The sequence below is a fragment of the Pantoea sp. XAF26B01_ASV70 genome (assembly GCF_054512635.1).
Genome location: NZ_JBTNCJ010000002.1, coordinates 15227 through 29264 on the forward strand (window position 1 = coordinate 15227; position 14038 = coordinate 29264).

Annotated in this window: 15 protein-coding genes; 10 read left to right on the forward strand and 5 right to left on the reverse strand. The window is 57.6% G+C overall.

Features of this window, described 5'->3' with window-relative positions:
- Positions 1–17: 17 nt before the first annotated feature.
- A complete protein-coding gene (locus tag ACX8ZY_RS19540) occupies positions 18–872 on the reverse strand; it encodes an aldo/keto reductase family oxidoreductase (RefSeq protein WP_421665452.1) in 855 nt (284 codons plus the stop codon).
- A 95-nt stretch (positions 873–967) separates the two neighbouring features.
- On the opposite strand from ACX8ZY_RS19540, the gene ACX8ZY_RS19545 reads away from it, so the two are divergent.
- Positions 968–1915: a LysR family transcriptional regulator gene (locus tag ACX8ZY_RS19545; protein WP_421665453.1), complete on the forward strand. Its 948-nt coding sequence runs from the start codon at positions 968–970 to the stop codon at positions 1913–1915.
- Here the strand turns inward: ACX8ZY_RS19545 and ACX8ZY_RS19550 are convergent.
- Positions 1880–6409 carry an ATP-dependent helicase gene (locus ACX8ZY_RS19550; RefSeq protein ID WP_421665523.1) on the reverse strand — a complete coding sequence of 1510 codons (4530 nt, stop codon included), beginning with the start codon at positions 6407–6409 and terminating at the stop codon, positions 1880–1882. The two genes, ACX8ZY_RS19545 and ACX8ZY_RS19550, sit on opposite strands and share 36 nt — an antisense overlap.
- 112 nt (positions 6410–6521) lie before the next feature.
- Positions 6522–7712, reverse strand: coding sequence for an MFS transporter (locus ACX8ZY_RS19555; RefSeq protein WP_033773608.1), 1191 nt, complete (start codon positions 7710–7712; stop codon positions 6522–6524).
- Between the two features lie 151 nt (positions 7713–7863).
- On the opposite strand from ACX8ZY_RS19555, the gene ACX8ZY_RS19560 reads away from it, so the two are divergent.
- The 3 genes from ACX8ZY_RS19560 to ACX8ZY_RS19570 all read left to right on the forward strand — a co-directional run bounded on the left by ACX8ZY_RS19560 (position 7864) and on the right by ACX8ZY_RS19570 (position 9183).
- The gene (locus tag ACX8ZY_RS19560; protein ID WP_010246849.1) at positions 7864–8136 is read left to right on the forward strand and encodes an AbrB/MazE/SpoVT family DNA-binding domain-containing protein; all 273 of its coding nucleotides are present in this window, start codon (positions 7864–7866) and stop codon (positions 8134–8136) included.
- Positions 8136–8501, forward strand: coding sequence for a type II toxin-antitoxin system PemK/MazF family toxin (locus tag ACX8ZY_RS19565; protein WP_029519587.1), 366 nt, complete (start codon positions 8136–8138; stop codon positions 8499–8501). Before ACX8ZY_RS19560 ends, ACX8ZY_RS19565 begins: the two co-directional genes overlap by 1 nt.
- Before the next feature lie 289 nt (positions 8502–8790).
- Positions 8791–9183 (forward strand): VOC family protein, encoded by a 393-nt coding sequence (locus tag ACX8ZY_RS19570; RefSeq protein ID WP_010246853.1) that lies wholly within the window; start codon positions 8791–8793, stop codon positions 9181–9183.
- Between the two features lie 123 nt (positions 9184–9306).
- On the opposite strand, the gene ACX8ZY_RS19575 is transcribed toward ACX8ZY_RS19570, so the two are convergent.
- A complete protein-coding gene (locus ACX8ZY_RS19575; protein WP_010246855.1) occupies positions 9307–9924 on the reverse strand; it encodes a pyridoxamine 5'-phosphate oxidase family protein in 618 nt (205 codons plus the stop codon).
- Positions 9925–10334: 410 nt separating this feature from the next.
- Here ACX8ZY_RS19575 and ACX8ZY_RS19580 point away from each other — a divergent pair, with 410 nt between their 5' ends.
- The 3 genes from ACX8ZY_RS19580 (at position 10335) to ACX8ZY_RS19590 (ending at position 11852) form a co-directional block, all read left to right on the forward strand.
- Positions 10335–10883 carry a GNAT family N-acetyltransferase gene (locus ACX8ZY_RS19580; RefSeq protein WP_010670580.1) on the forward strand — a complete coding sequence of 183 codons (549 nt, stop codon included), beginning with the start codon at positions 10335–10337 and terminating at the stop codon, positions 10881–10883.
- 143 nt (positions 10884–11026) lie between these two features.
- Entirely contained in the window at positions 11027–11158 is a 132-nt protein-coding gene (locus ACX8ZY_RS19585; RefSeq protein WP_421665454.1) for a hypothetical protein, read from the forward strand.
- A gap of 127 nt (positions 11159–11285) precedes the next feature.
- Complete coding sequence (locus ACX8ZY_RS19590) at positions 11286–11852, forward strand: TetR/AcrR family transcriptional regulator (RefSeq protein ID WP_346546105.1); 567 nt, start codon at positions 11286–11288, stop codon at positions 11850–11852.
- On the opposite strand, the gene ACX8ZY_RS19595 is transcribed toward ACX8ZY_RS19590, so the two are convergent.
- A complete protein-coding gene (locus ACX8ZY_RS19595; protein ID WP_421665455.1) occupies positions 11839–12720 on the reverse strand; it encodes a LysR substrate-binding domain-containing protein in 882 nt (293 codons plus the stop codon). The two genes, ACX8ZY_RS19590 and ACX8ZY_RS19595, sit on opposite strands and share 14 nt — an antisense overlap.
- A gap of 96 nt (positions 12721–12816) precedes the next feature.
- Between ACX8ZY_RS19595 and ACX8ZY_RS19600 the strand changes: the two genes are divergently transcribed.
- The 3 genes from ACX8ZY_RS19600 to ACX8ZY_RS19610 are packed head-to-tail and all read left to right on the forward strand — an operon-like array spanning position 12817 to position 14035.
- On the forward strand, positions 12817–13122 hold the full coding sequence (locus ACX8ZY_RS19600; protein ID WP_010246860.1) for a carboxymuconolactone decarboxylase family protein: 306 nt from the start codon (positions 12817–12819) through the stop codon (positions 13120–13122).
- A complete protein-coding gene (locus ACX8ZY_RS19605; protein WP_187496423.1) occupies positions 13122–13511 on the forward strand; it encodes a tautomerase family protein in 390 nt (129 codons plus the stop codon). The genes ACX8ZY_RS19600 and ACX8ZY_RS19605 overlap by 1 nt, the downstream gene beginning before the upstream one ends.
- Entirely contained in the window at positions 13508–14035 is a 528-nt protein-coding gene (locus ACX8ZY_RS19610) for a DUF4865 family protein (RefSeq protein ID WP_421665456.1), read from the forward strand. The genes ACX8ZY_RS19605 and ACX8ZY_RS19610 overlap by 4 nt, the downstream gene beginning before the upstream one ends.
- Positions 14036–14038 lie beyond the last annotated feature (3 nt).

Here is a 14038-nt window from a genome sequence, read left to right on the forward strand (position 1 = left end):
ATCGTGCGGGCCTGATGTTAAATAGCGTTCAGCTTTTCCATCACATCATCCGACAGTTCCAGGCTGCCGCTGGCAAGATTCTCTTTAAGATGTTCCGGGGAAGAGGTGCCTGGAATCAGCAGAATATTTGGCGATCGCCGCAGCAGCCACGCAAGTGCGAACTGCATCGGCGTGGCATTCAGGGATGCAGCCACTTCATTAAGCTGATCCGACTGCAACGGAGAAAAGCCGCCCAGCGGGAAGAACGGCACATACGCAATTCCCTGCTGCGCCAGCTGATCCACCAGCTCATCATCCTGTCGATGCGCCAGGTTATACATATTCTGCACGCAGACAATCGGCGTCATCGCCTGAGCTTCTGCGATCTGCGTGGCGGTAACGTTACTCAGGCCAATATTGCGAATCAGTCCGCGTGCCTGTAACGCCATCAGCGCCTCCAGTTGTGGCTTCAGAGAGCCTTCTTTGGGCCTGGCCGGATGCAACATACTGCGCAGGTTCACCACTTCAATCACATCCAGCCCCAGGTTGCGCAGGTTATCTTCAACTGCCTGCGTCAGCGCCTCTGGCTCCATCGCCGCCAGCCAGCCGCCTTTGGCGTCGCGGCGGGCACCCACTTTGGTGACGATGCAGAGATCCTGCGGGTAGGGATGTAGCGCCTTTTTAATCAGCTGGTTGGTTTCGTGCGGACCGTAAAAATCGCTGGTGTCGATATGATTAACGCCTGCCGCGACAGCGTCGCGCAAAACCTGGATTGCCCGGGCTTCATCTTTTACCGGGCCGAACACGCCCGGCCCGGCCAGTTGCATTGCGCCGTAGCCAATACGGTTAACTTCACGATCGCCTAACGTAAAAGTCATGGTGGTGTTTGACATGAAAACCTCCTGCGTGAATGTAGATCAATTGTAACGGTGATTCAGCTGTGCAACTATCCGGTGAAATCAGGACAGACTGTACGGGGTGATGCACAATGGCGATCGATATGGCGCTGCTGGATGCCGTCGTGGCGGTGGCAAAAGCGGGAGGATTTCGGGAAGCGGCACGCGTCACCGGCAGCAATGCGTCACGCCTGAGCGATGCGGTACGACGGGCGGAACAACAGCTGGGCATTCGTCTGTTTCACCGTACCACCCGCACCGTGGTATTAACCGAAGCGGGCAGGGCGCTGATGGAACGTCTGCTGCCCGCGATCAATGAAGTTAACGCCGCGCTGGATGCGGTTAATCGCTACCGTAACACCCCTGGTGGCACGCTGCGGCTGAATGTGCCGGTCAGTGCAACCCGGCTGGTGCTGCCCGCGCTGGTGCCGGAATTTTTGCAGCGTTATCCCGACATCCGGCTGGAAATTGTGGCGGAGAGCAGCGTGCAGGATGTCTTTCGAGACGGTTGTGACGCCGGGATTCGTTATGATGAGCGGCTGGAGCAGGATATTGTGGCGATGCCCATTGGCCCCAGACAGCAACAGTTCGCGCTGGCGGCTTCTCCGGCTTATCTGGCAGAACATGGCCGACCGGAACATCCGCGCGACCTGATCCATCATCGCTGTCTGCGTGGCCGTTATGCCAGCGGCATCATGGCTGACTGGACCTTCAGCCACGAGGGCGAAGAGATCAGCGTTGAAACCAGCGGGCCGCTGGTGGTTTCGGTCGGTGGCGCAATGGATCTGGCGGTGGAGGCGGCCATCGCCGGAAGCGGCGTGATATATCTGTTTGACGAGTGGCTCAGGCCAGCCCTTGACAGCGGCAGGCTGGAACCGCTGCTGCAACCCTGGTGGCTGACTTTCTCCGGTCCGTGGCTCTACTACAACGATCGCCGCCTGATCCCCGCTCCGCTTCAGGCATTTATCGACTTTGTCCGCGAAAAAAACGGGCGCGAAAACAAATCAGCTATACCAGCTAAACCCCTGTGGTACCCGTGAAAATCCGGCATGTCGCAACGCGTTAAGCAGCGGTGACTGCGAAACCGGTTCACCATCTACCTTCTCCAGCGTGAAACTCGCGGGCTTTTCACGCTTCAGTGCCAGGCCCAGCGCCGCCACCGCGATCTGATGCAGCGCGGGATCGTCGATGAATGTCAGCAACTCTTTGCCTCCCGGCGTCAGATAAAGCACCAGCGCGCCGCCTGCAATCACCACGCGTCCCCCCTGACGGCGGGTCGGGCGGATGCCGCTGGCGTGGAGCGGCCAGCTCAGTAACGCGCCAAACGGATTCGCCGGGTCCGGTGCGGCCAGCGCCACCGCCTCTGTCGCGGTCAGCGGCTTTTCTGCCAGCTCCCGCAGCCGCTCAATGGTGTTATGGTCGGCAAATTGCGCGCCGCCCGCACCAGCGACAAACCGGCCACGCAGCAATCGTCCGGCATCTTCCATGCTGCGTAATACCGGCTGTAACGCCGGGAATCCTCCCGGGATCTGCTCCGATATCGCGCTACCCCGGCTGATCACCCCATAACGGTCGAGAAGATTTTCCACCAGCGACAGGGCCAGCCGGGCAGGAGCAACCTCCTGTCGGTTAACCCGCGACCAGCGACCAGCCAGCGTGTTGACCGCCGGTCGGCGTGCAGAAAGTGCGCCCGGGGTGAAGCGCTGACCAAAACGGGTGCGCAGGGAACGCGCGGGACGTGAACGGGTCGCGCCTGGCGTGGTCAGCAGCCCACGCACCGCAATCCAGCTATCGGCAGTGACATAGCCCTGCCACACCAGTTGCCACAGGGCAGCATAAATGTCGGTGGTTTGCGTCTCTGCCTCGTCCATCTGTGCCATGATCTCATGAACAAACCACGAGCCACCCCGGCTCAATGCGTCGAGAGTCGCCTGCTGAATCGGCGTCAGAGGCTGCGTAGTGTCAATCATCGGCAGTGTTTCAGCGGCATATTCCGTGAGGTGCAGCGAGATCAACCCATCATTCTGACCCAGCGCTTTGTGTCCGCACCAGATAACCTCGCCACTGGCTAACAGTTCATCGAGCATCTCGGGCTGATAGTCGGCTATCCTGGCGCGCAGGATTTGTGACTCCCAGAGCGAGGCCGGTAGCGGCACGCCCGCAAGTTGCTCAATCACACGTAACAGCCCGTTAACCCCGTGATGCTCTTCACGCTGCGTGTTAAGCACACCGTGACGCTCCAGCAGCAGGTTGATCCAGGCGGCAGGTGGAACAGGCCGGGTTGCTTCACGTGCTGATTGCAGTGAACGTAAGCGTAACCGTTTGAAGATCTCAATGGAAACCCACTCCGTTTCCGATGCGCCCTCTGGCGAACCCATATTGAGCAGGTTGCCCTGCTGATGCAGGGAAAGCAGCACCTCATTCACAATGGCGATACCCAGACCAAAATACGTGGCCAGCTGTCGGGCAGTGAACAGGGTATGGGTTCGGGCGTAGCGGTTAATGAGATCGCGTAGCGGATCGGCCTGCGGCTCCAGAAATGTTTCGGGTAGATCGTCAGGCAGTACAACGGCCAGTGCATCGCGCAGGCGGGCTGCATCTTCAATGATCGCCCAGCGCTCTTCACCGGCAAGGGTGACCGTAATCATTCGCTGCGCGGCAGCGAACTGCGTTATGGCTTCCGCGATCTGCTGGGCGTTGCCACTGAAACGTGCCGCAATACCGGCAACCGGGAGCGGGCCAAGATCGCGCAGCAGATCGATAATGCCTTCGGCGTGTTGTGCCTGATAGCGGGAATCAATGCGCTGCAGTTCCTGTTCAACCTGCTCAACGACGTCAGGTGCCAGCAAATCACGCTTGCTGGTCTGGCCGAGCAGCTCACCCAGCAGGTTACTGTCGAGCGCCAGCAGTGAGGCGCGCCGTTCTGCCTGAGGGGCGTCGCTGGCGTAAATAAACTCTGCAACATAGCCAAACAGCAGCGGCGCGGCAAAAGGGGAGGGCTGTTCGGTCGTCACCTCGACCAGCTTTACCTTTCCCTGTGCCATCTGTTCCATCAGCTGGTGCAGGGCAGGCAGATCGTAGACATCCTGCAGACATTCGCGTGCGGTTTCGATAAGGATTGGGAAATCGTCATACTGTCGTGCAACTTCCAGCAACTGACCGGCGCGCAGCCGCTGCTGCCAGAGCGGCGAACGTTTGCCCGGATTTCGCCTCGGCAGCAGCAGAGCGCGTGAGGCACATTCACGGAAGCGGGCGGCAAACAGCGCCGACTGACCGACACTCTCAGTGACCTCCCGGGTCAACTGGTCAGCGTCGAACATAAACAGGTCAGCGCCGGGTAATACTCCCTCACTGGCGGGAAAGCGGGCCACGATGCCGTCATCGCTGGCCGCAACAGAAGCATCAATGCCCAGGCGTTGCTGGATTCGGGCGGCAATCGCCAGCGCCCAGGGCGCATTGACCCGCTTTCCCCAGGGCGAATGCAGGATCACCCGCCAGTCGCCGATTTCGTCACGGCAGCGTTCGATCAGCAATGTGCGATCGTCCGGCAGTACGCCGGTGACGGCGCGTTGTTCAGCCAGCAAAGCCAGCAGATTCGTGACTGCGCGGGCATCCAGCCCCAGCGCACGCAACTGCTCCTGCGCGTCCGCCGGTGAAGCCGCACTCAGATGACGCAGAAACAGCCCGAGGCTGGCACCCGAATCGGCCGAGCGGCCCACACCTTCTCCGCGCCAGAAAGGCAGACGAGCCGGACGGCCTGGCGCAGGCACCACCAGTACCTGGTCGTGGGTAATCTGCTGAATCCGCCACGACGTTGCGCCCAGGGTAATAATGTCATTGACCCGCGACTCATAGACCATCTCTTCATCCAGTTCGCCGACACGACGTGAGCCAGCCTGCTCTTCGCCTTCCGGCAGGATGACGCTGAACATGCCGCGATCGGGAATGGTGCCGCCGCTGGTCACGGCCAGATGCTGAGCGCCGGGTCGCGGCGTCAGCAGTCCGCTCTGACGATCCCACACCAGCTGCGGCCGTAGCTGAGCAAAAGCGTCTGAGGGAAACTTACCCGCCAGCATATCGAGCGTGGCATCAAACAGCCGACGCGACAGAGTGCGAAACGGATCGGCCCGACAGACCTGCGCATACCAATCATCGACCTGTAAGGGATCCATTGCGACGGCCGCCAGGGTTTGCTGCGCCAGAATATCGAGCGGGTTACGCGGCGGAGCCAGCGCATCGAGCTGGCCCGCACGCATCGACTGCAATATGACGGCCGAATCCAGCAGATCGCGCCGGGTGCGCGGAAACAGGATGCCGGTTGATACGCCGCCAACCTGATGTCCGGCGCGTCCCACGCGCTGCAGTGCACTGGCGACTGAAAGCGGTGCGCCCACCTGGATCACCAGATCCACCGGTCCCATATCAATGCCAAGTTCCAGACTGGAAGTCGCCACTACGCAGCGCAGTCTGCCCAGCTTCAATGCGGCTTCAATCTCGCCTCGCTGCTCCTTCGAGACGGACCCGTGGTGCGAGCGGGCAATAAGATCGTCACTGTCGTCCGGTTCTGCATCCCGATCGCCAGCGGTTGTCTGCTGCGCCAGATAACGCGCATTGAGCCGCGCAGTCAGCTTTTCCGCCAGGCCACGCGAATTCACAAACACCAGCGTGGCGCGATGGGACATGACCTGCTGCAGAATGCGCGCTTCAATGTGCGGCCAGATCGAACCGCTGGCAGAGGTGGCTTCCCCGGTCAGGTCATCGGGGCTGGCGATATCGGTCATATCTTCGACCGGAACCTCGATGGTCAGGTGCAGCGTCCGATCGGCGGCCGGATTAACGACCTGAACGGGCTGACAGCCGCCAAGGAAGGCGGCGACCCGCTCAACCGGCCGTACCGTAGCGGAAAGCCCGATACGCTGGGCGGGCTGTGGCAGCAGCGCATCCAGCCTCTCCAGGCTCAGCGCCAGCTGGGAACCCCGCTTCGATCCCGCCACCGCATGCACCTCATCGACGATGACCGTGGTCACGCCCTGCAGCGTCGTTCGCGCTTTTGAGGTCAGCATCAGAAACAGTGATTCGGGTGTGGTGATCAGGATATCGGGCGGGCGGCGCACCAGCCTGGCGCGCTCTGCACCGGGCGTATCGCCTGATCGCATTCCGATATTCAGAGTGATCTCTGGCTCATTCAGCGCCTGCCGCTCAGCGTAAACGCCTGCCAGCGGCAGATTCAGGTTGCGCTGTACGTCCGCGGCCAGCGCTTTAACCGGTGAAATATAGAGAATGCGAGTGGTCGTTTCACGTGCAGGTGAGGGCTGGGTGGTTCGGAACTGAAACAGCGTGTCGATGGCGGTGAGGAAGGCCGCCAGCGTCTTCCCTGAACCGGTCGGGGCGATCACCAGCGCATGCTCTCCGCTGGCTATCGCCTGCCATGCCGCCTGCTGCACCGGCGTGGGTGCAGCAAAGGTGGCAGAAAACCAGCGTCGTGTGGCGGATGAAAACCGGGCTAAAACCGCATCAGATTGGGATTTCGACATCATACTCACGGTATCACGCAGCAACTGCGCCTGAAATTAATCCGTTGAGTGTAAGTGAAAATTGCCGTTTGTGGATGACGCGGCAGATATCTGGCCGCGTCGGGCGGATTTATTAACTGGCCGCTCCGGCTAAAGCGCGACCTCTGATCGCCAGCAGCGACACCAGTGCCAGCACGATGATAGTCATGCCATAGAACCAGGCGGTCTGGTTCAGCCCGATATGGGGCGCTGCCATTCCGGCGGCAATCGCAGGCAGGGCAAAGGCGAGATAGCTTTTGATCAAAAAGGCGGAGAACAGTCCGGCGCGTTCATGACTTTCAGCTAACTGCATAATGATCTTCAGCACGCTGGAGAAAATCGATCCAAATCCCTGACCCGCAATGGCAGTGCCGAGATAGAGCCAAGCCACGCTGTGCAGAGAAAGGCCCGCAAGAGTGACGCTGACGCCCGCTATCAGCATCAGCGTACCGATAACCAATGCCCGCGCAGGCGGTAACGGGCGAAAGAGAAATACTGCTGCCGTTGCGCTCAGCATCAGCGTCGCCACAATCGAGCCGCCGATAAAAGGCGAGGTCAGGCCGGTTGCGTTCGCCACCATTGAGGGCATCAGTGAAAGGTAAAATCCGCCCAGCATCCAGGTTGCGATATTAACCGGCGTCACCATTAACAGCGGGCCCAGCGCGCGTCGCGGTATGCTGACCTGAGGTCGCAGTGCGGCCAGAACACCCGGCTGAGGCGCAATGGTTTCTGGTATTAGCGGCAACAGCGCCATGGCAACCAGCATCAGTATCAGCAGCAGCGCGTAAAGCGTCACCGTGGGAAAGGGCGCAAAGGTGACCAGTATGCCGCCCGCCAGCGTGCCCAGCGTCATCCCCAGAAAGGCGGTGAATGAGTTCAGCAGTGGCCCACGGGTTTTACTGGCGTCAATCAGGCTGGCACCAAAGGTCGGTAAGGCAATACCGGTTGCAAAGCCCTGCACCAGCCGGGCGGCGATTAAGGTCGCCGCAGAACCGGCAGACATAAAGATCACCAGCGCGACCGCATTGATCGCCAGCGCCAGCAGCATCAGCGGGCGGCGGCCGGTATAGTCGGACACTTTACCGACCGTCAGCAGCGCGGCCAGCAACGCGAAAGCATAGGCACCAAAGATCAGCGTCAGCATGGTCGGCGTCAAATGGAACAGGCTGCGATAAAGTGGGTAGAGCGGCGTTGGCGCACTGCTGGTGGCGGAGATCAGCGCCGCACCGGTAAAACTGAAAAGCGTGGTGCGGGCAGCAGCCTGAGGCGTCAATGTGGGGTTCATGAAATTACCTTAATGCAAAGTATTAGCTTTTAATAAGGTATACGGCTATCTGTGCCTTAATGCAATATCTTTGCTTTAACCTATTTTGCTGTGTGACTTAGTGTCACCCTGTGGTAAGCTTTGTGTTACTAAGTCACACATTGGAGGAGATATGGCTTCAACAAGACTTCGTCAGCAGGGCGGGGCGGTCGTGCTGACTATCCCCAGCGAGATTGCTGCCAGAGCGGGCTGGACCGTTGGCATTGAGCTGGACGTCACCGCAGAAGGCGAATCCGTGAATATTGTGCCGGTAACGCGTGTACCACGCGGTCGCCGCACAGTTGCTCAGTTGCTCGCCGGTATCGATCAGCATGAAATTCAACAGTATAACGAAGAGGCCGCCGACGGGCTGAACGACGCGCCGCAGGGCAGGGAGCATATCTGATGGTTTCAAGGAGAGTGCCGCAGAAAGGCGAAATCTGGCACGTTAATGGCGATCCGGTTGAAGGGCGAGAGTTTAAAGGGCCGCATTATTACCTTGTTATCTCGCAACGGGAGTTGGTTGCGGCTTTGGGAACGGCAGTTTGCGTGCCGGTAACAAGCGGCGGCGGCGCATCACGCTCACAGGGCGTGACTGTTTATCTGGACGGTAACAGCACAGATACCGGCAAAGTGACCGGCGTGGCGCTGTGCTATCAGGTGCGCTCGCTTGACCTGACTGCGCGCAGGGCAAGCTATGCCGCCACAGTTGAGCCACATGTTATGGATGAAATATTGTCTTTGGTCGTAGACCTTATCGACCCGCGGTAAATCAACACTGGCTGAAAGTTAAAACTTAATAATTATAAATTCCTGGAAAGCATAAAGGGCTGGCCCATATTGTAATCGTGTGACCTGATGCAAGCGTTACAACCCCAAATGGGGCCCGTTTATGCTAACTCACATCCGCTCTCCCTTCGCCTGCGCTTTGTCTCTCCGGGCCGCTTTCCTGCGCTCTTCTCTGTCCGTTTCCTGATACGTGTTGTTATGTGCTTTGCGGGTTGTTTATCAATAATATTTCGGCGAGTCTCACTGTTAATAACAATCAGGGAGCCAGATGATGAAGATAGCTGAGATCGATCATATCCATCTCTACGTTGAAAATATTGAACAGGCAGAAAAGTGGTACAACGAGATCCTGGGCTTTGAACGCGACCCTTCCCTGTACTTCTGGTTTGAACAGGGTGGGCCGCTGGTCATAAGAAATAACAGGGCATCACTCTCTCTTTTCCTGCGAAAATCTCAGCCACCAGGCCATACGGTGGCTTTCGGGGTGGCAGCATCATTTTTCAACGAACTTATGCCTGTACTCCGTAAGAATAAAATCCCTTTCAGCGTCAGTGACCACGACGTGTCGATGTCCGTCTATTTCAGCGATCTCAGTAATAATAAAATTGAAGTGACCTCTTACGACTACCTGCATGCAAAGCAGATACTGGAGAGCTTTGCGTAACGCTATCGCAGTTTGCGCTTAGAGGCGTGACTGCAGGCGCACTGTGATCTCCGCTCCGAAAGTATAAGTACTTCACTCATCAGCACGCTGGAGGAAGTTAAGCCTCCAGGCCCTGAACGGCGATTAATAAAGTGAGTTCTTCAATCGCTCAGGCAGCGCTTTGTCGTAGGCATCGCCATCAATCTCTGCAATCTGTTTGAGGATCGAACCGGTGCTGGGCAGCGACTGCCGTGAGATCTGCGTTTCGGCATCCCATAATCCGGAGCGAATAATCGCCCGGCTGCACTGAAAGAAAACGCTCTCCACAGTGATGCGCAATACGGTTTTTGGCAGCTGATTGTTGATGGCAAAGCGCTCAAGTAGCGCCGGGTCGGTGCTGATCGCTGCCGTGCCGTTCACGCGCAACGTCTCGCCAATGCCAGGGATGAGAAAAAGCAGCGCTACCCGATTGTCATGCAGAATGTTGCGCAGGCTGTCGATGCGGTTATTGCCGCGTCTGTCGGGTAATAACAGGGTCTTGTCATCTTCGATTTCGATAAATCCGGCCGGATCGCCGCGCGGTGAAACATCCAGTCCCTCAGGCCCCGACGTTGCCAGCGCCACAAAAGGCGAGGCGGCGATAAACGGACGATAGGCGGGATGAATATGATCGGTTTCTTTAGCGACAGAGGGCCGGGCGACCGTGCCGTAAAGACCTTCAAGTTCGGTAAGTTCAGTGATAATGCTGCTCTGTTCAGACATTTTTGCACTTTCCTTTCACTATTCAGATCCTCATAACGCTGAAGGTGAGACTACACAGACCCGACGCGCCAGTTTAAGCAGCACTTTAACACCCATGCAGCGTATTCAGAACCCGTGCGCCACCCTTTATGGCAATCGCCCCAGGTGAATCCGTCTTCCCGCCGCGAAAACAGCTTATTACCTGGGGCGGCAACCTCTTCCCACCCTTTACCAAAATCAGAAGCACAACACAACGTAGTGACAGCCTCTGATGAGAGATCCATATTCTGCATTCAGATGAGCACGAAAACCGCGCCTTGTGCACTGAAATTAGCCGCCGTTCGTTAAGAGTATTAACAGAGTTGGTGACAGCAGAACTTGCTGATATAAAGAGTAAAGATTGCTTATTCAGCACCCAAAAGGAGCGCAGGATGGTTTGGGAATCAGAGCGGCTGCTCTACAGATATACTCTTCGCGAGGATCTTGACGACCTTTTCAGAATTTATGGCGACCCCGAAACGCATAAATTTAACCCGCGAGGTCCATGGCCCGACAGAACGTATGCCATTCAGGCCATAGAGCGCATATTACAGAGCTATCAGGAACAGGGTTTTGGCGACTGGACGATATTTGAGAAAGCCCATCCGGATAAAATTATTGGTTTTGGCGGTGTTTTCAGAAGCCAGTTTGACGGTCGTCAGACGAATAATCTCGGTTACCGGTTTGAGCCAGCTGCCTGGGGAAAAGGGTATGCCACCGAGCTTTCCCGCAGAGCCATTCGCTACGGATTCGAAGAGGCCGGGCTGAGCATCATTACGGGTGTGACGCGCGAAAACCATCTGGCTTCGCGGCGGGTACTAGAAAAAGCGGGCCTGACCTTTTTGAAAAAGGTCGACGATCCTGAGGGGTTGCCTCCCAGCCTGATGTACACCCTGACACGACGTGACTGGCTTGCGGCTGGCAACATCGTTACCGAATAAGTTTGATCTTTCCCGTTTGTGATTCAGGCGTGGCGAAATCTGCGCCACCTTTTCGCGCAAAGTCCCTTTAAACCCTCTCTTATCCCGCGATTAATACTCCGCTGTGTGGATTACTTTAGCCACCTTAATCAGGGGGAGGCTTTATGGATATTCGTACAATTTTTATTTCAGCAGTCATGGCAGTCAGTCTTTTATGGATAGGCGCATCAGATAACCATTCGTCACATCTCACCGCCGAGCCGGTTAAATCTGTCCTGAGTAAGCTGCAGCCTTGATTCTCAATCCTCCGATAGCACACATTAGCGCCTGCTCAGCCTGAGATGCGGTACACTGCCGCTATCTGTTAATGCAACTTCGTTGCTTTAACCATGACCTTGAGGCTGATAAAAGCGGGAGAAAGAGATGGCGAGGGAGATGATTCGGCAGGGTGGGCGCAGCGCACGTATTCAGGCGGAAGTGCATAACACCGTTAACCGCTTGCTTGAAACGCTTGATCGTTCAGCTATTACAGTGCCGATGATCGCCGAACAGGCGGGTGTGACACCTTCCACGATCTATCGGCGCTGGGGCGATCTGTCCCAGTTGCTGGCGGATGTGGCCGTGGCACGGATGCGGCCCATTGCAGAACCGGAAGATACCGGATCGACGGCCGGCGATCTTACCGCGTTCATCCAGCAGTATGCTGAAGAGATGTCGTCCAAAGTCGGTCGTGAGCTTCTGGCTGATGTGATAGGAAGTCAGGCTGAAGTGGCGAGCCAGAAATGCTGTGGGTTTACCTATCAGCATCTTGAAACACTGAAAAGTCGGGCCGAGGCACGCGGCGAATCAGGCTTTGACGTTGATCGCATCATCGATGTGGTCGTGGCGCCGGTGATGTTTCATATTCTGTTCGGCGACCGCGACATCTCAGCAGAATACTGTTCGTCTCTGGTTCAGCGGGCATTTCAGACAGTAGTCAGCGCTGAATAAAGGGCAGGGCGGCTTGCGTGATCAGATGCTGCAAGAGTGCTCGCGCCGGATCGTCACCCTGATCTGAGCGGGCGAGCGCGATACCCAGATAGCCGGGCATTGGCAGCCGGTGTGATTCAATCACCAGCGTCTCCGGCAACCCTGCGCGGGTGCGCAGGGTGATGCCCAGCCCGGCCTGTAATGCCGCCCAGATCCCGCTAAGACTGTGGCTGGTGAACACTACCCGCCACGGAATACCTGCCTTATCCAGCACCTCGATGGCGCGCGATCGCATGACACACGGCGCATCGAATGCCACCAGCGGCAGCGGCTCGCCGCACTGCAGATATCCCGCCAGATCAAACGCCGGATGCTGTATCCAGGCTAACGGACACTGACCGATCAACTGCGTGCCAGCCTGCTGCTCTGCCTGCCACAGCAGCGCCAGGTCCAGTTCATGACGGGCCAGTGCCGTAAGCAGTGGCAGATTTCTGTCGACGCGTGCGGTCAGCATCACATCCGGATGCTGCCGGTTGAACGCGCCGAGAATGGCCGGCATCAATGCCTCGCCAAAATCCTCCTGCATCCCGATGCGTATTTCGCCCTGTAACGCTTCGCCTTTCACTGCCCGCAATGTCTCATCGTTCAGCGACAGCAGGCGTCTGGCGTAACTCATCAGCTGTTCACCGCTGCGGGTCAGCTGCACATGACGCCCTTTTTTCATCACCAGCGCCGTGCCGCATTGCTGCTCAAGTTTCTTAAGCTGCGCACTCACGGCCGAGGCAGACCGGCACAGATGCTGTGCCGCCAGGGCAAAGCTGCCGGCATCAATGCCCGCGACGAAACTGCGCAGCGCATCCATATCGAGGGACTCCGGTACCTTGTTCATTATTGTCCTGTAATTATGGATGGTAAGAGCTGATTAATTTGATTTTCAGGATTGAAGGCCTGAGTGACACTCTGTCTCACCACTGAGGAGTGTGCAATGAAAAAATCGCTTGATCGGGAAACACTGGCGCAGCGCGCGCCAAAACTAGCCGAACTGACACAGCAGGTGCTGTTTGGCGATATCTGGCAGCGCGAACTGCTGTCACCGCGTGAACGCAGCCTGCTGACGCTGGCAACGTTAACCGCGCTGGGGCGGGTCCAGCAGCTGCCGTGGCACATCGATTTCGCCCGGCAAAATGGACTGACGCAGGATGAGCTGGTGGAGAGCTTCACCCATCTGGCGTTTTACGCAGGCTGGCCCGCCGCCGTCACCGCGCTGGGTTATCTGGAGGATAATCACTGATGCCCTATACCCGAATTACCCTGCGTCAGGGCTACAGCGAGGCGGCTCTGCATCAGATCTCCACGCTGCTTCAGCAGGCGCTGGTCGCAGAATTTGACGTTCCTGAGCATGATTGCTTTCAGGTGATTGAGATGCTGCCCGCCGGACAGCGGGTATTTGATCGTCACTATCTCAGCGGCGGGCGTAGCGATAATTTCGTGCTGTTTCAGGTGACAGCAGGCCGACCGCGAACCCGACAACAGAAGCAGCAGTTTTATCATTCACTCTGTACGACGCTTCAGGCGGAGATGGCGATCGATCCTGACGACGTGATGATCATCATTCAGTTTAACAGCACCGAAGAGTGGAGCTTTAGCGGCGGCCGGATGCTGGCACAGGAGGCGTTATGATTATCATGCACTACCGTTTTACCCTGCCCGCTGACTACGACATAGGCATCATCGAACAGCGCATCAGTCTGAACGGAGCCCTGCTTGATGGCTTTCCAGGGCTGGTGGCCAAGGCGTATCTCTACACCTGCCGTGATGATGACGGACAGAATGAAAACCGTTATGCGCCGCTCTATTTCTGGCGGGAGGCGAGTGGTATGCAGCGTTTCCTGCAAAGTCCTGGCTTTGCGACGCTGGTCAGGGATTTTGGCTGGCCGATCATCGAAAGCTGGCTGGCGCTTGAGGGGCAGACCCACATGCCGGATCTGGCCGATGCCCGCTTTATAACGCTGAACCGCTGGACGATTCCACCGCATTCAGACCTTACGACACTGCCGGTAACAACAGGGATCAGCGCCTGGGATGTGAGCCGCTGGCAGGGAGTAGACGTTAACGCTTCACACCAGCGCCCCGCTGGCGAGCAGGAAGTCTATCGCATCGGTTATCTGGCGCGGGGCGCAGCCGCCGCGGATCTGCAGCTCTAGCAT